This is a genomic window from Streptomyces sp. BI87, assembly GCF_025957665.1.
GTDB classification, from domain to species: domain Bacteria; phylum Actinomycetota; class Actinomycetes; order Streptomycetales; family Streptomycetaceae; genus Streptomyces; species Streptomyces albidoflavus.
Genome location: NZ_CP110079.1, coordinates 953741 through 973272 on the forward strand (window position 1 = coordinate 953741; position 19532 = coordinate 973272).

The 19532-nt window shown below is 72.9% G+C and carries 21 protein-coding genes; 17 read left to right on the plus strand and 4 right to left on the minus strand.

All coding sequences use genetic code 11. From position 1 onward, the window contains the following. Positions 1-80 precede the first annotated feature (80 nt). The 13 genes from OIM89_RS04070 to OIM89_RS04130 all read left to right on the plus strand — a co-directional run bounded on the left by OIM89_RS04070 (position 81) and on the right by OIM89_RS04130 (position 11301). A complete protein-coding gene (locus tag OIM89_RS04070) occupies positions 81-1778 on the plus strand; it encodes a nitrite/sulfite reductase (RefSeq protein ID WP_264490998.1) in 1698 nt (565 codons plus the stop codon). Continuing rightward, a complete protein-coding gene (locus OIM89_RS04075) occupies positions 1775-1957 on the plus strand; it encodes a hypothetical protein (protein WP_030700205.1) in 183 nt (60 codons plus the stop codon). The genes OIM89_RS04070 and OIM89_RS04075 overlap by 4 nt, the downstream gene beginning before the upstream one ends. Next, the gene (locus tag OIM89_RS04080) at positions 1954-2679 is read left to right on the plus strand and encodes a phosphoadenylyl-sulfate reductase (protein ID WP_030700206.1); all 726 of its coding nucleotides are present in this window, start codon (positions 1954-1956) and stop codon (positions 2677-2679) included. The genes OIM89_RS04075 and OIM89_RS04080 overlap by 4 nt, the downstream gene beginning before the upstream one ends. A gap of 3 nt (positions 2680-2682) precedes the next feature. Then, positions 2683-3348: an adenylyl-sulfate kinase gene (gene cysC / locus OIM89_RS04085; protein ID WP_030700207.1), complete on the plus strand. Its 666-nt coding sequence runs from the start codon at positions 2683-2685 to the stop codon at positions 3346-3348. Then, complete coding sequence (gene cysD, locus OIM89_RS04090; protein WP_117348766.1) at positions 3345-4286, plus strand: sulfate adenylyltransferase subunit CysD; 942 nt, start codon at positions 3345-3347, stop codon at positions 4284-4286. The genes cysC and cysD overlap by 4 nt, the downstream gene beginning before the upstream one ends. 2 nt (positions 4287-4288) lie before the next feature. Then, positions 4289-5644: a sulfate adenylyltransferase subunit 1 gene (locus tag OIM89_RS04095; RefSeq protein WP_264490999.1), complete on the plus strand. Its 1356-nt coding sequence runs from the start codon at positions 4289-4291 to the stop codon at positions 5642-5644. 1 nt (position 5645) lies between these two features. Further along, positions 5646-5807 (plus strand): hypothetical protein, encoded by a 162-nt coding sequence (locus OIM89_RS04100; protein ID WP_030699438.1) that lies wholly within the window; start codon positions 5646-5648, stop codon positions 5805-5807. Positions 5808-5927: 120 nt separating this feature from the next. Continuing rightward, positions 5928-7046 (plus strand): ABC transporter substrate-binding protein, encoded by a 1119-nt coding sequence (locus OIM89_RS04105; RefSeq protein ID WP_030699437.1) that lies wholly within the window; start codon positions 5928-5930, stop codon positions 7044-7046. A gap of 82 nt (positions 7047-7128) precedes the next feature. After that, positions 7129-7953, plus strand: a complete 825-nt coding sequence (locus OIM89_RS04110) for an ABC transporter ATP-binding protein (protein WP_003951625.1) — start codon at positions 7129-7131, stop codon at positions 7951-7953. Then, a complete protein-coding gene (locus tag OIM89_RS04115) occupies positions 7940-8857 on the plus strand; it encodes an ABC transporter permease (RefSeq protein ID WP_030699436.1) in 918 nt (305 codons plus the stop codon). Before OIM89_RS04110 ends, OIM89_RS04115 begins: the two co-directional genes overlap by 14 nt. Positions 8858-8859: 2 nt before the next feature. Then, positions 8860-9642 carry a sirohydrochlorin chelatase gene (locus tag OIM89_RS04120; protein WP_047464161.1) on the plus strand — a complete coding sequence of 261 codons (783 nt, stop codon included), beginning with the start codon at positions 8860-8862 and terminating at the stop codon, positions 9640-9642. A 488-nt stretch (positions 9643-10130) separates the two neighbouring features. Then, a complete protein-coding gene (locus OIM89_RS04125; RefSeq protein ID WP_030699434.1) occupies positions 10131-10733 on the plus strand; it encodes a class I SAM-dependent methyltransferase in 603 nt (200 codons plus the stop codon). A gap of 79 nt (positions 10734-10812) precedes the next feature. Continuing rightward, a complete protein-coding gene (locus tag OIM89_RS04130; RefSeq protein WP_030699433.1) occupies positions 10813-11301 on the plus strand; it encodes a glutathione peroxidase in 489 nt (162 codons plus the stop codon). Positions 11302-11311: 10 nt separating this feature from the next. Here the strand turns inward: OIM89_RS04130 and OIM89_RS04135 are convergent, their stop codons facing one another. Continuing rightward, on the minus strand, positions 11312-12349 hold the full coding sequence (locus OIM89_RS04135) for an NAD(P)-dependent alcohol dehydrogenase (protein WP_264491000.1): 1038 nt from the start codon (positions 12347-12349) through the stop codon (positions 11312-11314). A 93-nt stretch (positions 12350-12442) separates the two neighbouring features. On the opposite strand from OIM89_RS04135, the gene OIM89_RS04140 reads away from it, so the two are divergent. After that, positions 12443-13027: a TetR/AcrR family transcriptional regulator gene (locus OIM89_RS04140; protein WP_030699431.1), complete on the plus strand. Its 585-nt coding sequence runs from the start codon at positions 12443-12445 to the stop codon at positions 13025-13027. A gap of 135 nt (positions 13028-13162) precedes the next feature. Here OIM89_RS04140 and OIM89_RS04145 read toward each other — a convergent pair whose 3' ends face one another. After that, on the minus strand, positions 13163-14374 hold the full coding sequence (locus OIM89_RS04145) for a S8 family peptidase (protein WP_264491001.1): 1212 nt from the start codon (positions 14372-14374) through the stop codon (positions 13163-13165). 623 nt (positions 14375-14997) lie between these two features. Here OIM89_RS04145 and OIM89_RS04150 point away from each other — a divergent pair. Beyond that, entirely contained in the window at positions 14998-15621 is a 624-nt protein-coding gene (locus OIM89_RS04150; protein ID WP_264491002.1) for a hypothetical protein, read from the plus strand. 9 nt (positions 15622-15630) lie between these two features. On the opposite strand, the gene OIM89_RS04155 is transcribed toward OIM89_RS04150, so the two are convergent. Then, entirely contained in the window at positions 15631-16758 is a 1128-nt protein-coding gene (locus tag OIM89_RS04155; protein ID WP_264491003.1) for a mechanosensitive ion channel family protein, read from the minus strand. Between the two features lie 167 nt (positions 16759-16925). After that, a complete protein-coding gene (locus OIM89_RS04160) occupies positions 16926-17354 on the minus strand; it encodes a MarR family winged helix-turn-helix transcriptional regulator (protein ID WP_030699427.1) in 429 nt (142 codons plus the stop codon). Between the two features lie 114 nt (positions 17355-17468). Here OIM89_RS04160 and OIM89_RS04165 point away from each other — a divergent pair, with 114 nt between their 5' ends. Together OIM89_RS04165 and OIM89_RS04170 are read left to right on the plus strand one after the other, a co-directional pair. Continuing rightward, positions 17469-18533 carry a hypothetical protein gene (locus OIM89_RS04165; protein WP_151167742.1) on the plus strand — a complete coding sequence of 355 codons (1065 nt, stop codon included), beginning with the start codon at positions 17469-17471 and terminating at the stop codon, positions 18531-18533. Between the two features lie 122 nt (positions 18534-18655). Continuing rightward, on the plus strand, positions 18656-19516 hold the full coding sequence (locus OIM89_RS04170) for an aminoglycoside phosphotransferase family protein (RefSeq protein ID WP_151167744.1): 861 nt from the start codon (positions 18656-18658) through the stop codon (positions 19514-19516). The last annotated feature ends 16 nt before the right edge of the window (positions 19517-19532 follow it).

The window sequence follows — 19532 nt, forward strand, 5'->3', positions numbered from 1 at the left end:
ACCACGTCGCGCACGCCTGCCCGCTCGCACGTATGCCCAGGTCAGAGCCGCTTCCTGCTGTCCCGAAGGACGTACCATCCATGGCCGCAACCCCGCAGAATCCCGCTGCCGCCACGCCGCGCCGCAAGGCGGGCCGTCACCGTGGTGAGGGTCAGTGGGCCGTGGGTCACTTCACCCCGCTCAACGGCAACGAACAGTTCAAGAAGGATGACGACGGTCTCAATGTGCGGACACGCGTTGAGACGATCTACTCCAAGCGTGGTTTCGACTCCATCGACCCCAACGACCTGCGCGGCCGCATGCGCTGGTGGGGTCTGTACACCCAGCGCCGCCCCGGCATCGACGGCGGCAAGACCGCCGTGCTGGAGCCGGAGGAGCTGGACGACGAGTACTTCATGCTCCGGGTCCGCGTCGACGGCGGCCGCCTGACGACCCAGCAGCTGCGGGTGATCGGCGAGATCTCCGAGGAGTTCGCCCGGGGCACCGCCGACATCACCGACCGGCAGAACATCCAGTACCACTGGATCAGGATCGAGGACGTCCCCGAGATCTGGAACCGGCTGGAGGCCGTCGGCCTGTCGACGACCGAGGCGTGCGGCGACACCCCGCGCGTCATCCTCGGCTCGCCGGTCGCCGGGATCGCCGAGGACGAGATCATCGACGGCTCCTGGGCCATCGACGAGATCCAGCGCCGCGTCATCGGCAACCCGGAATTCTCCAACCTGCCGCGCAAGTTCAAGTCGGCGATCTCCGGCTCGCCGCTGCTGGACGTCGCCCACGAGATCAACGACGTCTCCTTCGTCGGCGTCCGCCATCCGGAGCACGGCCCCGGTTTCGACCTCTGGGTCGGCGGCGGCCTCTCCACCAACCCCAAGATCGGCCAGCGCCTCGGCGCCTGGGTCCCGCTGGAGGAGGTGCCCGAGGTCTACGAGGGCGTCATCTCGATCTTCCGCGACCACGGCTACCGCCGGCTGCGCACCCGCGCCCGCCTGAAGTTCCTCCTCGCCGACTGGGGCACCGAGAAGTTCCGTCAGGTCCTGGAGGACGACTACCTCGGCCGCAAGCTCGCCGACGGCCCCGCCCCCGACCAGCCGGTGGCCCGCTGGCGCGACCACATCGGCGTCCACCGGCAGCAGGACGGCCGCTTCTACGTCGGCTTCGCCCCGCGCGTCGGCCGCGTCGACGGCACCACCCTCACCAAGATCGCGGAGCTGGCCGAGGCACACGGCTCCGGCCGGCTGCGCACCACCGTCGAGCAGAAGATGATCGTGCTCGACGTGGCGGAGGACCAGGTCGCCCCGCTCAGCGCCGGCCTGGAGGCGCTCGGCCTGACCACCACCCCCTCGCCCTTCCGGCGCGGCACGATGGCCTGCACCGGCATCGAGTTCTGCAAGCTGGCGATCGTCGAGACCAAGGCGCGCGGCGCCGCGCTCATCGACGAACTGGAGCGCCGCATCCCGGAGTTCGACGAGCCGATCACCATCAACCTGAACGGCTGCCCCAACGCCTGCGCCCGCATCCAGGTCGCCGACATCGGCCTCAAGGGCCAGCTCATGACGGGCCCGGACGGTACGCAGGTCGAGGGGTTCCAGGTGCACCTCGGCGGGGCGCTCGGCCTGGAGGCCGGGTTCGGCCGCAAGGTGCGCGGGCTGAAGGTCACCGCCGACGAACTCCCCGACTACGTCGAGCGGGTGCTCAAGCGCTTCCAGGAGGAGCGCGAGGACGGCGAGCGGTTCGCGACCTGGGCCGCCCGTGCCGACGAGGAGGCCCTGTCGTGAGCGAGCGTGCCGCCCCCTTCCACTGCCCCTACTGCGGCGACGAGGACCTGCGCCCCGGTGAGCAGGGCCACGGCGCCTGGGAGTGCGCCGCCTGCAACCGCGCGTTCCAGCTGAAGTTCCTGGGCCTGCTCACCCGTGGAGTGGCCCGCACCCCGGACGGAGAGGGCGAGGCGATATGAGCGGGACACGCACCGAACCGGCCGCCGCCGACGCCGGCGAGGAGGAGCTGCGGGCACTGGCCGAACGCGCCGGCTCCGAACTGGAGGAGGCGCCCGCGCTGGAGATCGTGCGCTGGGCCGCCGACACCTTCGGTGAGCGGTTCTGCGTCACCTCCTCGATGGAGGACGCGGTCGTCGCCCACCTCGCCTCCCGGGTACGGCCCGGCGTCGACGTGGTCTTCCTCGACACCGGCTACCACTTCCCGGAGACCATCGGCACCCGCGACGCCGTCGAGGCCGTTCTCGACGTCAACGTACTGACGCTGACCCCGCGTCAGAGCGTCGCCGAGCAGGACGCCGAGTACGGCCCGAAGCTCCACGACCGCGACCCCGACCTGTGCTGCGCCCTGCGCAAGGTCAAGCCGCTGGAGGAGGGCCTGTCCGGTTACGCCGCCTGGGCGACCGGACTGCGCCGCGACGAGTCGCCGACCCGCGCGAACACCCCGGTCGTCGGCTGGGACGCCCGCCGCCGCAAGGTCAAGGTCTCCCCCATCGCCCGCTGGACCCAGGACGACGTGGACGCCTACGTCGCCCGGTACGGCGTGCTCACCAACCCGCTGCTCACCGACGGCTACGCCTCCGTCGGCTGCGCCCCCTGCACCCGCCGGGTGGCGGCCGGGGAGGACGCCCGGGCCGGCCGCTGGGCGGGCACCGGCAAGACCGAGTGCGGGCTGCACGGCTGAGCCATGACCACCACCGACGCACCGCCCACCGGGGCGGCGACCTCGCAGATCCATCCCCCGCAGCACCATCCGCAGAGGCAGGAGAAGAACGTGACGGGAGCCACCGTCTGGCTCACCGGTCTGCCGAGCGCCGGCAAGACCACCCTCGCCCGGGAAGTGGCGGCCCTGCTCGCCGCCGACGGCCACCGCACCGAGGTGCTCGACGGCGACGAGATCCGCACCTTCCTCTCGGCCGGTCTCGGCTTCGACCGCGCCGACCGGGACACCAACGTCCAGCGCATCGGCTTCGTCGCCGAACTCCTCGCCTCGCACGGTGTGACCGTGCTGGTCCCGGTCATCGCGCCGTACGCCGACAGCCGCGCGGCCGTCCGCGAGCGGCACGCCAAGAACGGCACCCCGTACCTGGAGGTGCACGTCGCCACCCCGGTGGAGGTCTGCGCCGAGCGTGACGTGAAGGGCCTGTACGCGCGTCAGGCGGCGGGCGAGATCAGCGGCCTGACCGGGGTGGACGACCCCTACGAGGTGCCCGAGGCCCCGGACCTGCGGATCGAGACCCACGGCTCGACGGTCGCCGAGTCGGCCGAGACCCTGCGGACCCTGCTGGCCGGTCTTGGCCTCCTCACCCCCGCACAGCCGGCCGGCTCCGACGACGAAAGGCGCAGCGCATGACCACCGTCGCTTCCTCCGCGCGGGCCACGGGCCCCGAGACCCCGTACGCGCTGAGCCACCTGGACGCGCTCGAGTCGGAGGCCGTGCACATCTTCCGGGAGGTGGCGGGTGAGTTCGAGCGTCCCGTGATCCTCTTCTCGGGCGGCAAGGACTCCATCGTCATGCTGCACCTGGCGCTCAAGGCGTTCGCGCCGGCGCCGGTGCCGTTCTCGCTGCTGCACGTGGACACCGGGCACAACTTCCCCGAGGTGCTGGAGTACCGGGACCGTACGGTGGCCGAGCACGGGCTGCGGCTGCACGTGGCCTCGGTGCAGGAGTACATCGACCGGGGTGACCTGCGCGAACGCCCGGACGGGACGCGCAACCCGCTCCAGACCGTGCCGCTGACCGACGCCATCCGCGAGCAGCGTTTCGACGCGGTCTTCGGCGGCGGGCGGCGTGACGAGGAGAAGGCGCGTGCCAAGGAGCGGGTCTTCTCGCTGCGGGACGCGTTCTCGCAGTGGGACCCCCGCCGCCAGCGCCCCGAGCTGTGGCAGCTCTACAACGGCCGCCACGCCCCCGGCGAGCACGTCCGCGTCTTCCCGCTCTCCAACTGGACCGAGCTGGACGTGTGGCAGTACATCGCCCGCGAGTCGATCGCGCTGCCGCAGATCTACTTCGCCCACCGGCGGCCGGTGTTCCGCCGCAGCGGCATGTGGCTGACGGCCGGCGAGTGGGGCGGCCCGCACGAGGACGAGCCGGTCGAGACCCGCCTGGTGCGCTACCGCACCGTCGGCGACATGTCCTGCACCGGCGCCGTCGACTCCGACGCCACCACACTCGACGCCGTCATCACCGAGATCGCCGCCTCCCGCCTCACCGAACGCGGCGCCACCCGCGCCGACGACAAGCTCTCCGAGGCCGCCATGGAGGACCGTAAACGGGAGGGGTACTTCTAACCGTGACCACCACCACCGCCACCACCACCGCCGAGCAACTCTCGGCCACCACGCTGCTGCGGTTCGCCACCGCCGGCTCCGTCGACGACGGCAAGTCCACCCTGGTCGGGCGCCTCCTGCACGACTCCAAGTCGGTCCTCACCGACCAGCTCGAAGCCGTCGAGGCCGCCTCCCTCAGCCGCGGCCACGAGGGCCCCGACCTGGCGCTGCTCACCGACGGCCTGCGCGCCGAACGCGAGCAGGGCATCACCATCGACGTGGCCTACCGCTACTTCGCCACCCCCCGGCGCCGCTTCATCCTCGCCGACACCCCCGGCCACGTGCAGTACACCCGCAACATGGTCACCGGCGCCTCCACCGCCGAACTCGCCGTCGTCCTGGTCGACGCCCGCAACGGCGTCGTCGAACAGACCCGCCGCCACGCCGCCGTCGCCGCCCTCCTGCGCGTCCCGCACGTCGTCCTCGCCGTCAACAAGATGGACCTCGTCGACTACGCCGAGCCCGTCTACGCCGCCATCGCCGAGGAGTTCACCGCGTACGCCACCTCGCTGGGCGTGCCCGAGGTGACCACCATCCCGATCTCGGCGCTGGCCGGGGACAACGTGGTGGAGCCCTCGGCGCGGATGGACTGGTACGCCGGGCCGACCGTGCTGGAGCACCTGGAGACCGTTCCGGTCAGCCACGACCTCACCGCCTGCGCCCCGCGCTTCCCGGTGCAGTACGTGATCCGGCCGCAGAGCGCCGAGCACCCCGACTACCGGGGCTACGCGGGGCAGATCGCCTCGGGCGCGCTGCGGGTCGGCGAGGAGGTGGTGGTGCTGCCGTCCGGGCGGACCAGCACCGTCGCGGCGATCGACGCGCTCGGGGAGCCGACCGACATCGCCTGGGCGCCGCAGTCGGTGACGGTCCGCCTCACCGACGACGTGGACGTCTCGCGCGGCGACCTCATCGCGCCGGTGGCCGAGGCACCGGAGCTGACCCGCGAGGTCACGGCGACCGTCTGCCACGTGGCGGACACGCCGCTCGCCGTGGGCCACCGGGTGCTGCTCAAGCACACCACCCGCACGGTCAAGGCGATCGTGGAGGCCATCCCCTCCCGGCTCACCCTGGACGACCTCTCGCAGCACCCCGAGCCCGGGCGGCTGGAGGCCAACGACATCGGCCGGGTGCGGCTGCGCACCGCCGAACCGCTGGCGCTGGACGCCTACGCGCTCTCCCGGCGTACCGGATCGTTCCTGCTGATCGACCCGGCGGACGGGACGACGCTCACCGCCGGGATGGCCGGCGACGCCTTCGCCGACAGCGCGGCCGCCACCGAGCCGGCCCCCGAGGCCGACGACAAGGGCTGGGACTTCTGAGATGACGACGGACGGCAGCACCGCTCCGGACGCGGACCGCGCCCGGCACGCCCACTCCGGCCACTTCGCCGACGTCTACGGGACGTTCGCGAAGGAGGGCGGCCGGGTCGGCAGCGGGGCGCTCGGTAGCGGGCAGGGCGGGGTCGCGCGATGTGCGCGCTGACGTACGCGCACCGCTCGCGCGCCCACACCCCCCACCCGCTCCACCGAAGACCGCCGACTGCCCGGCCGCCCCGACGACGGGGTCCCTGAGAAGCGCCGGGCCTGCGAGAGGACACCTCCCGTGCCTGCCAGCCGTCCCCCGTTCCGTACCCGTACCCGCGCCCTGGCCGCCGTCGCGGCCCTGCCGCTGCTCGTCGGCGCCCTCGCGTCCTGCGGCTACGGTTCGGACGCCGCCGCCGACAAGAAGCCCGAGAAGGCCGCGGGCGGCAGCAAGCTCTCCACCGACCAGGTGAAGATCGGCTACTTCCCGAACCTGACCCACGCCACCGCGCTGGTCGGCGTCGAGAAGGGCCTCATCGAGAAGGAGCTGGGCGGCGCCGAACTGGTCCCCTCCACCTTCAACGCCGGGCCCTCCGAGATCGAGGCGCTCAACTCGGGCTCCATCGACATCGGCTTCATCGGCCCCTCCCCGTCGGTCAACGGCTACGTCAAGTCGAAGGGCGACAGCCTGCGCATCATCAGCGGCTCCGCCTCCGGCGGCGTCAAGCTGGTCGTCGACCCCGACAAGATCAAGACGGTCAAGGACCTCAAGGGCAAGAAGATCGCCACCCCGCAGCTGGGCAACACCCAGGACGTGGCCTTCCTGCACTGGATCTCCGAGCAGGGGTGGAAGGTCGACGCGCAGTCCGGCAAGGGCGACGTGTCGGTGGTCCGTACCGACAACAAGATCACCCCGGACGCCTACAAGTCCGGTTCGCTGGACGGCGCGTGGGTCCCCGAGCCGACCGCCTCCAAGCTGGTCGCCGACGGCGCGAAGGTGCTGCTGGACGAGGCCGACCTGTGGCCGGACAAGAAGTTCGTGATCACCAACATCATCGTCTCGCAGAAGTTCCTCGAGGAGCACCCGGACGCCGTCGAGGCGGTCCTGCGCGGGTCGGTGAAGACCAACCAGTGGATCAACGACAACCCGGAGGAGGCGAAGGCGTCCGCCAACGACGCGCTGAAGACCCTCACCGGCAAGCCGCTGCCCGCCGAGGTCCTCGACCCGGCGTGGAAGTCCATCCAGATCACCGACGACCCGCTGGCCGCCACCCTCGACTCGCAGGCCGAGCACGCGGTCGACGCCGGTCTCCTGGAGCAGCCCGACCTGGGCGGCATCTACGACCTGCGGCCGCTGAACAAGGTCCTCAAGGCCGAGGGCGCGCCCGCGGTGGACGACGCCGGACTCGGCGTCAAGTAACCCGCCCCGCCCGGTACCCCCGACCGCAGCCCGTCCGTCCGCCCACCCCGGGCGGACGGGCCCCTTCCCGGAGGTGACTCCCATGACCACCACGGTCACCGAGGCAGGCCCCGCAGACGGTACGTCCGCCGGCGCCGCGCCGTCCCCCGCCGCCCGCATCGCCCACGTCTCCAAGTCCTTCCCCGGCCCGGCCGGGGACCAGCTCGTCCTCGACGACATCACCCTGGACGTGGCGCCGGGCGAGTTCGTCACCCTGCTCGGCGCCTCCGGGTGCGGCAAGTCCACGCTGCTCAACCTCGTCGCCGGGCTGGACGCGCCGAGCGCCGGCACCATCGAGACGCCGGGCCGCCCGGCGCTGATGTTCCAGGAGCACGCCCTCTTCCCCTGGCTGACGGCGGGCAAGAACATCGAGCTGGCGCTGAAGCTGCGCGGCGTCCCCAAGCCGGAGCGCCGTCCGCGCGCCGAGGAACTCCTGGAGCGGGTACGGCTGGCGGGCGCCCACGGCAAGCGGGTGCACGAGCTGTCCGGCGGCATGCGCCAGCGGGTGGCGCTGGCCCGGGCGCTGGCCCAGGACAGCCGGCTGCTGCTGATGGACGAGCCGTTCGCCGCCCTCGACGCCATCACCCGCGACGTGCTCCACGACGAGCTGACCCGGGTCTGGCACGCCGCGAACGACGACCCCGACGGCCGGAAGCTCTCCGTCCTGTTCGTCACGCACAACGTCCGCGAGGCGGTCCGGCTCGCCGAGCGCGTCGTGCTGCTGTCGTCCCGTCCCGGCCGGGTGGCCCGGCAGTGGACGGTGGACATCCCGCAGCCGCGCCGCATCGAGGACGCGGCCGTCGCGGAGCTGTCCGTCGAGATCACCGAGGAACTGCGTGGGGAGATCCGCCGCCATGGCCAGCACTGAGACCCGCGACGCCGCCGAGGAGGCGCCCCGCGAGCCGAAGAAGCCCTCCGAGGACCTGGCCGGCCTGGAGGCGGGACTCGACGCCCTGGACGCGGTCCCCACCCGCCGCACCTCGCTGCGCGACACCTTCCTCCGCAAGGTGCTGCCGCCGCTGGTCGCGGTCGCCCTGGTCCTGGTCGTCTGGCAGGTCCTGGTCTGGGCGCAGGTCACCGAGGAGTACAAGCTGCCCTCGCCCGGCGCCGTCTGGGCCGAGGTCACCGAAGCGTGGTACCAGGGGACGCTGCTCGGCTACATCTGGACCAGCGTCTCGCGCGGCCTGCTCGGCTTCCTCTTCGCGCTGGCCATCGGCACGCCGCTCGGGCTGCTGGTGGCGCGGGTGAAGTTCGTCCGTGCCGCGATCGGGCCGATCCTCTCCGGCCTCCAGTCGCTGCCCTCGGTGGCCTGGGTGCCGCCCGCGGTGATCTGGCTGGGCCTCAACGACCAGATGATGTTCGCGGTGATCCTGCTGGGCGCCGTCCCCTCCATCGCCAACGGTCTCGTCTCCGGCGTCGACCAGGTGCCCCCGCTCTACCTGCGGGCCGGACGCACCCTCGGCGCGACCGGGCTGCGCGGCACCTGGCACATCGTGATGCCGGCCGCCCTCCCGGGCTACCTGGCGGGGCTGAAGCAGGGGTGGGCGTTCTCCTGGCGGTCGCTGATGGCCGCCGAGATCATCGCCTCCTCCCCGGAGCTCGGCATCGGCCTCGGCCAGCTCCTGGAGAACGGCCGCGTCGCGAGCAGCATGTCCATGGTCTTCCTCGCCATCCTGCTCATCCTCGTCGTCGGCATCGCCATCGACCTGCTGATCTTCAGCCCGCTGGAGCGCTGGGTACTGCGCAACCGCGGGCTGCTCGCCCGGAGCTGACCATGCGCCACCGCACCCTTCCCTCCCCCGCGCCCGCCGCGCCCGTCCTGCTGGTGGTCGCCCACGGCAGCCGGGACCCCCGGCACGCCGCCACGGTGCACGCCCTCGTCGAGCGGGTCCGCGGGCTCGCCCCCGGCCTGCGGGTCGAGGCCGCCTTCCTCGACTTCGACGCGGAGACGGTGCCCGCCGTACTGGAACGGCTGTACGCCGAAGGGGTACGGGACGTGGTGGCGCTGCCGCTCCTGCTGACCCGGGCCTTCCATGCCAAGGCCGACCTGCCCGCCGTCCTGCGCGGGAGCGCGGCCCGGCTGCCGCTGCTGCGCGTGCGGCAGGCCGGGGTGCTCGGCCCGTCACCGCTGCTGGTGGCGGCGCTGGAGCGGCGGCTCGGCGAGGCCGGGGTGGAGCTGGGGCAGCGTGGCTCGACCGGGGTCGTCCTGGCCTCGGCGGGCTCTTCCGACCCGGAGGCGATCGCAGTGATCGCAGACATCGCGCGGGAGTGGCGGCGTACCGGTTGGTGCGCCGTGCGGCCTGCGTTCGCCTCCGCCTGCGGTCCCGGGCGTCCCCGGACCGAGGACGCGGTCGCCGCGATGCGCGCCGGGGGCGCGCGTCGGGTGGTGGTCGCGCCCTACGTGCTGGCGCCCGGGCGGCTGCCGGACCGGATCGCGGCGGGGGCCGCCGGAGCGGATGTCCTCGCACCCGTGCTGGGGGCTGCGCCCGAGGTCGCTCGGCTGGTGCTGCGGCGCTACCGCGAGGCCGGGGCGGGGGCGCGGCTGGTGGCGGCCTGATCTCTCCCTGCCGGGGCCTCAAGCGCCTGCCGGGCTCGGTGGCCTCAAGCGCCGACCGGGCTCGGTGGCCTCAAGCGCCGGCCGGGCTAAGTTTCGGCTGATCTCCGGCCCCACACACCGGTTACTGATGGCCTCAAACGCCGGCCAGGCTGAGTTTCAGCTGATCTCCGACACCAGGCACCGGTTCCCCACGGCCTTGAACCTCAGCCCGCTCCCCCTCAGCCCGGCCGGCGTTTGAGGCCACTTTCTGAGCCCGGCCGGCGTTTGAGGCCACTTTCTGAGCCCGGCCGGCGTTTGAGGCCATCTTGAAGCGGCACTCTGAGCCGGACCGGCACAACTCCAGCCCGGCCGGCGTTTGAGGCCGATTCAGCCCGGCCGGCGCTTGAGGCCACCTTGCCGGTTCGGCAAAGAAACTGGCCCCGCCCTGGGCACCCGACGCAGGTTGGCACCCCCGGCGGTCACCGAGGCCGCCCCGCGGAGGGAGCCCCATGGACGCCCAGTACTGGGACGAGAAGTACCGCAGCACGGACCAGCTCTTCAGCGGCGCCCCCAACGCCGTCCTGGTGACGGAGGTCGCGCAGCTCACCCCGGGCCACGCCCTGGACCTGGGCTGCGGCGAGGGCGCCGACGCCCACTGGCTGGCCCGCCACGGCTGGCGGGTCACCGCCGTGGACATCGCCCCGACCGCCCTGCGCCGGGCGGCCGAGGCCGCCCCCGAGCTGGCGGACCAGGTGACCTGGACGGCCGCCGACATCACCCGCACACCCCCGGCGCCCCGCACCTACGACCTGGTCAGCGCCCACTACTTCCCGCTCCCCCGCACCGGGGACCACACCGCGCTCCACGGCCTGCTGGAGGCGGTAGCCCCCGGCGGCACCCTCCTCTTCACCGGCCACGACCTGGCCGACCTGGCGGACCACCTGGAGCAGGAGTACACCCCGCACGACTTCTACCAGCCCGCGGAAGTGGCCGCCCTCCTCGGCGAGGAGTGGACGGTCCTGGTCGACGAGACGCGCCCGCGCACCACCCCGCCGCCCGCGGGCACCGGCCACACCCACGACACCGTGCTGCGGGCGCGGCGGCGTCCGTAGCAGAGGGCCGGGGACGCGACCGGGCCGCGGGTATCGTCGGCCCCGTTGGCACCCGTACCTCTACTCCCCTAGGAGCGACATGTCCGTCCTCGACGTCGAGATCGACGCCCTCACCGGCGGTTCCGCCGACCTGGCCCAGTACCGGGGTTCGGCGGTGCTGGTCGTCAACGTGGCGTCCCGGTGCGGCCTGACGCCGCAGTACGCGGGGCTGGAGAAGCTGCACCAGCGGTACGCGGCACGCGGGTTCACCGTGCTCGGCGTGCCGTGCAACCAGTTCATGGGGCAGGAGCCCGGCACCGCCGAGGAGATCGCCACCTTCTGCTCGGCCACGTACGGCACGAGCTTCCCGATGACCCAGAAGACCGACGTCAACGGCGCGGACCGGCACGCGCTCTACACCGGTCTGGTGGGGACGGCCGACGCCGAGGGCCACACCGGCGACATCCGCTGGAACTTCGAGAAGTTCCTCATCGCCCCGGACGGCACGGTCGCCGCGCGCTTCGCGCCGCAGACCGAGCCCGAGGCCGAGGAGATCGCCGCGGCCGTGGAGGCGGTCCTGCCCCGCTGAGCCGGTCGGCTCACCCGTCGAGGTCGGACATGTCCAGGACGAAGCGGTACCGGACGTCGCCGCGCTCCAGCCTCTCCAGCGCCTCTCCGACCCGGGCCGACGGCAGCACCTCGACCTCCGCGGTGATCCCGTGCTCGGCGCAGAACTCCAGCATCTCGGCGGTGGCGGGCAGCCCGCCCGACCCCGCCGAGGTCAGCTTCTTGCGGCCGACGCACAGGTCCAGGACGTTCACCTGGACCTCGCCGAGGTGACCGACGAGGCTGAGCGTGCCGTCCAGTGTGAGCAGCTCCAGCAGGGGTGCGACGTCGTGCGGCACCGAGATGGTGTCGACGATCAGGTCGAACCGGCCGCGCGCCTCGGCCGTCCGCCGCTCGTCGGTAGTGGGCGGCAGGCCGGCGGCGCCCAGGGCACGGGCGTCGCCGGCCTTGGCCGTCGTACGGCTCAACACGGTGACCTCGGCGCCGAACGCGACCGCGAACTTCACCGCCAGGTGCCCGAGTCCGCCGAGCCCCGCCACCGCGACCCGGCTGCCGGGCCCGATCCCGGCGGCGCGCAGCGGCTCCCACACGGTGACGCCCGCGCACATCAGCGGGGCGGCGGCGGCCGGGTCGAGGCTGTCGGGGAGGCGGTGGGCGAAAGCCTCGCGCAGGACGTACTCGCGGGTGTAGGCGCCCTGGGTCGGCGTCCCGTCGACGCGGTCGGTGCCTCCGTACGTCAGCGTCGGGAACGCCTCGCAGTAGTTCTCCTGTCCCCGGGCGCACAGGGGACAACTGCCGCAGGAGTCCACGATGTTGCCGACGGCCACCCGGTCGCCGACGGCGAACCGCCCGGCGTCCGGTCCCGTGGCGACGACGGTGCCGGTGAACTCGTGCCCGGGGATCAGCGTCCCCTCCCCGAGCCCGTGGAGGGCGTGCAGGTCGGAGTGGCAGACCCCGCAGTGGTCGACCCTGACGGCGATGTCGTCGGTGCGCAGCTCCCGCCGCTCGACCGTGACCTTGCGCAGGGCGGTGGACCCGTCGGTGCTCTGCCAGCCGGTGGTCGTACGCATCAATGGCTCCCCAGACAGACTGTTCGGTCTGCTCACGGTACGGCGGCACGGGCCGCCAGGCAAACAGACCGGTCTGTCTGTTAGCGTGGCGCCATGGCACCGGAACCCTCGACGAAGCGCGGGGCCGCGACCCGGCGGCGCATCCTCGACGCGGCCACGGAGGAGTTCGCGCGCCACGGCGTCGCGGGCGCCCGGGTGGAGCGCGTGATCCAGGCCGCGCAGACCAACAAGGCCCAGCTGTACGGGTACTTCGGCAACAAGGACGGCCTGTTCGACGCGGTCGTGAGCGATTCGCTGGACCGGATCACCACGATGGTCCCGATCGACGCCGAGGATCTGGCCGGCTGGGCCGTCCGCCTCTACGACGCCTACCTGGAGGCCCCCGAACTGGTGCGGCTCGCCACCTGGGTCCGGCTGGAGCGCAACCCCGCCGGCTACCTCACCGCGCACTCGGCCCCGGCCAACGACGTCAAGACCGAGGCCATCGCGCGGGCCCAGGCGGCCGGGGTCGTCCGCGAGGGCGACCCCTTCGACCTCATGGCCCTGGTCATCGCGATGTCCTGCGCCTGGTCCCCGGTGAGCGGGGTCTACGCGGCCACCGCCGACGAGGACCCGGCGGTCCACCGACGCCGCCGCGCCCTGCTGCGCGACTGCGTACAGGGCGCCGTCGCCCCCTGACCCGCTGAGAACGGAGACGCGAACGACCGCCGTGCCCCGTGGGGGTGGGCGCGGCGGTCGTCAGCTGCGGGGCGGGTGCCCCGGGCCGGAGCCCGGGACACCCGGTGCCGAACGGGTCGGCGGGGTGCGTCGTGGTTACTCGACGACCTTGAGGAGCAGGTTGGGCGTGCCGGCGCTCGGGTTGGTGATGGCGTCCGGGGTGGCGCCGTCGGTGAGCGCGGTGGCGACCTCCTCCGGGGTGGCCTCCGGGTTGCCCCCGAGGTAGACGGCTGCGGCGCCGACGACGTGCGGGGTGGCCATGGAGGTGCCGGAGATGGTGTTGGTGGCGTCGTCGCCGGTGTTCCAGGCCGAGGTGATCTCGGAGCCCGGGGCGTAGATGTCGACGATGTCGCCGTAGTTGGAGAAGGAGGACTGCGCGTCGTCCTCGTCGGAGGAGGCCACGGTGATGGCTTCCTCGACGCGGGCGGGCGAGCTGGACGAGGCGTCGCTGGACTCGTTGCCCGCGGCGACGCCGTAGGTGACACCGGCGGCGATGGAGTTGCGGACCGCCGCGTCGAGGGCCTCGTCGGCGCCGCCGCCGAGGCTCATGTTGGCGACCGAGGGGCCGGAGTGGTTCTCGGTGACCCAGTCGATGCCGGCGATGACCTGCTCGGTGGTGCCCGAGCCGTTGTCGTCCAGGACACGGACGGCGACGATGTCGGCCTTCTTGGCCACGCCGTGGGCGGCGCCGGCGATGGTGCCGGCGACGTGGGTGCCGTGGCCGTTGCCGTCGTCGGCGTCGTCGTCGCCGTCCACCGCGTCGTAGCCGGAGGTGGCGCGACCCTCGAAGTCCTCGTGGGTCACGCGGACGCCGGTGTCGATGACGTAGGCGGTGACACCCTCACCGGCCGCGTCGGGGTAGGTGTACTCGCCGTCGCCGGCGGTCTCGGTCTGGTCGATGCGGTCCAGGCCCCAGGAGGGCGGGTTGGTCTGGGTCGCGTCGATGGTGAACTTCTTGTTCTGGACGACCTTCTCGACCGCCGGGTCGGCGGCCAGGCGCTTGGCGTCCTCCAGCGACATGCCGGCGGTGGAGAAGCCGTTGACGGCCGAGCCGTAGTTGCGCTTGAAGGTGCCGCCGTACTCCTTGGCCAGGCCCTTCTTCTCGGCCTTGCTGGCCTTCTCGTCGAGCATGACGATGTAGCTGCCGGATACGGCGCCCTTGGCGGCGGTGCCGTAGACCTTGCCCTCGGCGGGCGCCGGAGCGGCACCGGCGAACGGGCTCGCGAAGACGGTCACACCGACCGCCATGGCGGTGGTGGCTATCGCGGCGGTGAGCTTGGTCCTGCGAGCACGCTGGTGAGTTGCCATGAAGAGGGATCTCCTCGCGCTGTGTGGGGGGTTGTGAGGGTGAGCGGCGCGCACCGTCCGCCCGAGTACGGCAGTGGGGGTGGGGCGTGATGCGGCCGGACGCCAACTGCCCCGGAAATTCTGGCGAATCGCTGGGGCTGGGACGAAACACTGTCTGATTGACGCGCGCAGATCAAGACCTTCATGAGTCTGTGACTTGTTCAACAAGTTTTCGTAATCACAAATCCGCGACCTGCTGACACTTCGGGCACCGGCGGTCGCTTCCCCCACTTTCCGGGGGCATGCGGGCCACGCACGTGAAGGTTCTGCGAGCGTTCCGGCGACTTGGTGATCACGCGGTCGGAGCTCGTGACGACTCGTGGATACGCCGCACGCGCCCGGCACGACCGGAGCGCGGCACCCCAGTTGAACCGGCCACCGGCTGGCCGGAATCCCACGGCCGCCTCCGCGCCGCGACGTCGAGATCAAGCCACCCGATCGGCCGGTAATCTTCGCCGCCGACCCGGCGGCCCGTCCGCCGAACGGACGCCACCCACCTCGTAGCGGTACAGGGGAAGGGCGGGAAAGCCGACATAGCACAGCGAACGACGCATACCGGATACCGCCCGTCGCTGGAGACCCCCATGACGCTCTCGCACGCCCCCTCCCCCAACGCCCTGGACGAGGAGGCGGCCCGGCTCCACGAGTCCGCCGTCTGGCAGGAACTCGTCGCCTCCTGGCCCGCCACCGCCGCCCCGGAGGCCACCGGCCCCGACCCGGCCGCCCCTCAGGAGGAGTGGCGCGCCCTGCTCTCCGTCCCGGTCGCCGAACTGGTCGCCGAGGCCGCCCGCGCCCTGCCCGCACCGGTCCCGGCCGAGGCGGCCCCGCTCCCGGGCAGAGTCGGGGCGATCCTGCCCGACCGCCTGTACGGCTGGCGACGCGCCGGCCGTGTCGAGGTGCCCCCCTCGGTCCACATGGCGTACGCGCGCCGCGTCCTGGTCGAGTGGGGGTGGCAGAACCGTCCGTACCGGATGAGGAACCTGCGCGGCGCCCGCTGTCTGTGCGGTGCCCTGCTCACCACCCACCGCCTGGGCCACGGCAGCCTGGACACCGCCAACCGCTCGGCCGCCTGGCTCATGACCGAGCTGCGCGACCGGGGCTGGCGCGACCTCATCGGCCCGTGGAACCGGGCTCCGGGCAGGACGGCCGCCGAGGCCCTGGAACTCCTCGACGCGGCGAGGGACCGGGCCCGGCGCGCGGGGGAATGAGAGGGGGCGTCAGCCCCGCCCGGTGTCGGGCAGTTCGCGGGACTCGTCGGCCGCCGCCGTGCCGTCCTTGCCGAGGAGGCCGCCGGCGGGCCGGGGCGGGACCGGGTCGGCGGGGCTCGTGGTGACGCGGGGCAGGGCGTACGGGTGCTCCTCGGCCAGCCAGACGAGGAGCTGTTCGCGCACCGTGCAGCGGGCGGTCCAGATGTCGTCGGCGTCCCGGGCGGTGACGACCACACGCACCTCCATCGTGGTGGCGGTGGAGTCGGTGACCGCCAGGCTCCAGGAACGCCGGTCCCACGCCTCGCAGTGCTCCAGGATCTCCTCGGTCTTCTTGCGCATCAGGGCGAGCGGGGCCCGGTGGTCGAGCTGGAGGAAGACCGACCCGGTCATCTGCACGCCGCCGCGCGACCAGTTCTCGAAGGGCTGGCTGGTGAAGTAGGAGACGGGCATGGTGATACGCCGCTCGTCCCAGGTGCGGACCGCGACCACGGTGAGGGTGACCTCGTCGATGACGCCCCACTCCCCGTCGACCACCACGGTGTCGCCGAGCCGCACCATGTCGCCGAAGGCGATCTGGAACCCGGCGAAGAGGTTGCCGAGGGTGGACTGGGCGGCGACACCGGCGACGATGCCGATGATGCCCGCCGAGGCGAGCATCGAGGTGCCCACCGCGCGCAGTTCGGGGAAGGTCAGCAGCATCGCCGCGCCCGCGACCACGCAGACCACGGCGGTGACGATCCGCATGATGAGCGTGACCTGGGTCCGCACCCGCCGCACCCGCGCCCGGTCCGCGGACATCGAGGCGTACCGCGCGTACGTCGACTCGACGGCGGCGGCCGCGGCGCGCAGCACCAGCCAGGCGGTGGAGGCGATCAGGACGAGGGAGAGCACCTGTCCGATGCCCGCCTCGTGGTCCTGGATGATGTCCAGCTCGGTCTGCCGGTAGGCGCCGCGCAGGATCGCGGTGAGCAGCACCACCTGAAGCGGCGGCCGGCACCGGCGCAGCAGGCCCCAGAGCGGGGTCTCCGGGTGACGGGCGTTGGCCCTCCTCAGCAGCAGGTCGGCGAGCCAGCCGAGCAGCAGGGTGAGGGCGAGTGCACCGCCCACGACGATCAGCGGTCGCAGTACGTTCTCCATGACTCCGGATGCCTGAGGCGGGACGGGGACGGGGGCATGACCGTACCGCCGCCCGCGCTCCGGCCGGGGGGGAGGGGGAAGCGCGAGGCGTGCGGCCGGTCCGCAGTGCGCGTGCCCTTCCCGGCGAGGAGGAAACCGCGCCCCGGGTCCCCCGGGCGGGCGCCCGGTCAGTTCCCGTCGGCGCCGTTGTAGCGGAGCAGGTAGCCGGCGAACCGGTCGAGATCGGCCTCGTCCCAGTCCCCCAGGCGTTCCCGGTAGGCGGCGCGGCGCACCTCGGTGGCCTCGTCGAGGGCCTGTTTGCCGCGCGCGGTGAGATGGAGCACATGGACGCGGTGGTCGCCCTCGGCCGTACGCCGCTCGATCAGCCCGGAGCGCTCCAGCGCCCCGATCTGCCGGCTGATCGTCGACTTGTCGAGCAGGTAGTGGGCGGCGAGGTCGGTGGCGCGCATCCCCTGCCGGGTCTCCAGATGGCTGAGCAGGGTGTACGAGACGAGCGACAGCTCCGGGTGCAGGTGCGCGGCGGCCGCGCGGGCGCGACGGGCGAAGGCCGTCATCTCGCGCTGGATGGTCTCCAGCGCCTCGTCCCGGTGGTTCACCGGCTTCACCTCTTCCTCCGAGAAAGTAGTTGTATGGTACAAAGTAATCAAGAAGTTGTATGAGCCAACCATCGGCGTGGGACCCGCGCCTCGCCGGTGCGGGAGAGCGATCCGATGTCTTCAGTCAGGGAACCGGCGGCGCACGCCTCCGCCTCCTCCGGCGCGCTGCGCCACGTCCTGCTCCACCTGGTCACCCCGCTGCTGATGTGCCTGGGGATGGGCCTCGCCTACCTCAGCGCCTTCGTCAGCCCCGAGCCGCACCAGGTCCCGGTGGCGGTGGTCGGCTCCGGCCCGCAGACCCAGGTGCTCGCCCAGACCCTGAAGGACGAGGGCGGGGACGCCCTCGACGTCCGCACCGTCGCCGACCGTGGCGAGGCCCAGGAGCTGCTGCGGGGCCAGGAGCTGTCCGGCGCCTTCGTCCCCGACGCCGACCGGCCGGAGCTGCTGATCGCCTCGGCCGCCTCCGACATGAGTGCCCTGGCGGTCCAGAAGGTCTTCACCCCGCTCGCCGCCGAACAGGGCGCGCCGCTCACCGTCACCGACGTGGCCGCCCCGGTCGAGGACGACCCCACCGGCCAGGGCCTGTTCTTCCTCCTGGTCGCCGTCAGCATCGGCGGCTACGCCTCGGTCGCCGTGGTCGGCGGCGCGGGCGGCGCCCTGCCGATGCGGCTGCGGGCTCTGCTGGTCGTCGGCGTCTCCCTGGTCGTCAGCCTCATCGGCACCGCCCTCGCCGGCCCCGTCTTCCACCTGGCCCACCACAGCCTCTGGGCGGTCTGGGGCCTGAGCTGGCTCTACGCGGCCGGCATCCTCGCCATCGGCACCGGGCTGCACACCTTCCTCAAGCGCTGGACCACCCTCGCGATGATGGTGCTCTTCGTGATGCTGAACTTCACCAGCTCCGGCGGCCTCTTCCTGCCCCACCTCCAGAACGGCTTCTTCGGCTCGCTGCACGCCTTCTGGAACGGCGCCGGTTTCGTCGAGGGCCTGCGCTCCGTCCTCTACTTCGACAGCCGCGGCCTGGCCGGCCACCTCTGGACCCTCGTCGTCTGGCTGGCCGTGGGCGCCGTCGCCCTGCTGGCGGCGGCCGCACACGAACGCCGGGGGCGCCGGTCGGCAGCCGTCCAGTCCGCCGCCCAGGAGGAGACGGAGGAGGAGATGGAGGAGTCGGTCGCCGTCTGACCGCCCTCCGCTCCCCTCAGCCGCGCCCCGCCGGGCCCGCCCCGGCGGGGCACAGCAGGTCCCCGGACCGGCCGCCCCACCGGGGTGAAAGACTGGCCGCGCACCACACCCACGGAGGAACGATGGACGAGCCCCAGGCCAGATCCGTACTGGCCGCCGCCGGCCTCTCGACCCCCGCCGAAGAGGCGACCCTGCTCGCCTTCGGCGAGAACGCCGTCTTCGCCTTCGGCGACGTCGTGGCCAAGGTGGGCCGCGCCCCCGAACTCCTGGAACGCGCCCGCCGCGAACTGCGCATCGCCGTCTGGCTCCAGGAACAGGGCGTCCCGGCCGTCCGCGCCGTCCAGCCCGAGCCGCTGCTGGTCGACGGCCACCCCGTCACCCTGTGGCGCCGCCTCTCCGAGCCGGTCCGCCCGGCCGCCCCCGCCGACCTCGCGGCCCTGCTCCGCCAGGTCCACGCCCTGGAGCCGCCGCCGTTCGGCCTGCCCCGCCGGGAACTCCTCGGCGGCGTCGAGCGCTGGCTGCGCCTGGCGGGCGACGCGATCGACCCGGCCGACGCCGACTACCTCCGCGAGCGCCGGGACGGCTTCGCCAAGGCCGCCGCCGCCCTCGTCCCGCACCTGCCGCCCGGCCCCATCCACGGCGACGCCCTGCCGCGCAACGTCCACATCGGCACCGACGGCCCGGTCCTCACCGATCTGGAGACCTTCTCCTCGGACTTCCGCGAGCACGACCTGGTGGTCCTGGCCCTCTCCCGCGACCGGTACGGCCTCCCCGACGAGGAGTACCGGCGCTTCACCTCGGTCTACGGCTGGGACGTACGGGAGTGGGACGGCTGCGCGGTGCTGCGCGGCGCCCGCGAGACGGCCAGCTGCGCCTGGGTCTCCCAGCACGCCCCGGGCAACCCGAAGGCACTGGCGGAGTTCCGCCGCCGGGTCGCCTCGCTCCGCGACGGCGACACCGAGGTCCGCTGGCACCCCTTCTGACGCCGGGGCAGGCCGG

Coding starts and splice junctions, on each gene's coding strand:
- cysC (WP_030700207.1), top strand. CDS start 2,683: ATGACCACCACCGACGCACCGCCCACCGGGGCGGCGACCTCGCAGATC.
- OIM89_RS04080 (WP_030700206.1), top strand. CDS start 1,954: ATGAGCGGGACACGCACCGAACCGGCCGCCGCCGACGCCGGCGAGGAG.
- OIM89_RS04135 (WP_264491000.1), bottom strand. CDS start 12,349: ATGCGTACGACCACCGGCTGGCAGAGCACCGACGGGTCCACCGCCCTG.
- OIM89_RS04100 (WP_030699438.1), top strand. CDS start 5,646: ATGACGACGGACGGCAGCACCGCTCCGGACGCGGACCGCGCCCGGCAC.
- OIM89_RS04165 (WP_151167742.1), top strand. CDS start 17,469: ATGTCTTCAGTCAGGGAACCGGCGGCGCACGCCTCCGCCTCCTCCGGC.
- OIM89_RS04155 (WP_264491003.1), bottom strand. CDS start 16,758: ATGGAGAACGTACTGCGACCGCTGATCGTCGTGGGCGGTGCACTCGCC.
- OIM89_RS04150 (WP_264491002.1), top strand. CDS start 14,998: ATGACGCTCTCGCACGCCCCCTCCCCCAACGCCCTGGACGAGGAGGCG.
- cysD (WP_117348766.1), top strand. CDS start 3,345: ATGACCACCGTCGCTTCCTCCGCGCGGGCCACGGGCCCCGAGACCCCG.
- OIM89_RS04110 (WP_003951625.1), top strand. CDS start 7,129: ATGACCACCACGGTCACCGAGGCAGGCCCCGCAGACGGTACGTCCGCC.
- OIM89_RS04070 (WP_264490998.1), top strand. CDS start 81: ATGGCCGCAACCCCGCAGAATCCCGCTGCCGCCACGCCGCGCCGCAAG.
- OIM89_RS04140 (WP_030699431.1), top strand. CDS start 12,443: ATGGCACCGGAACCCTCGACGAAGCGCGGGGCCGCGACCCGGCGGCGC.
- OIM89_RS04125 (WP_030699434.1), top strand. CDS start 10,131: ATGGACGCCCAGTACTGGGACGAGAAGTACCGCAGCACGGACCAGCTC.
- OIM89_RS04170 (WP_151167744.1), top strand. CDS start 18,656: ATGGACGAGCCCCAGGCCAGATCCGTACTGGCCGCCGCCGGCCTCTCG.
- OIM89_RS04130 (WP_030699433.1), top strand. CDS start 10,813: ATGTCCGTCCTCGACGTCGAGATCGACGCCCTCACCGGCGGTTCCGCC.
- OIM89_RS04115 (WP_030699436.1), top strand. CDS start 7,940: ATGGCCAGCACTGAGACCCGCGACGCCGCCGAGGAGGCGCCCCGCGAG.
- OIM89_RS04145 (WP_264491001.1), bottom strand. CDS start 14,374: ATGGCAACTCACCAGCGTGCTCGCAGGACCAAGCTCACCGCCGCGATA.
- OIM89_RS04120 (WP_047464161.1), top strand. CDS start 8,860: ATGCGCCACCGCACCCTTCCCTCCCCCGCGCCCGCCGCGCCCGTCCTG.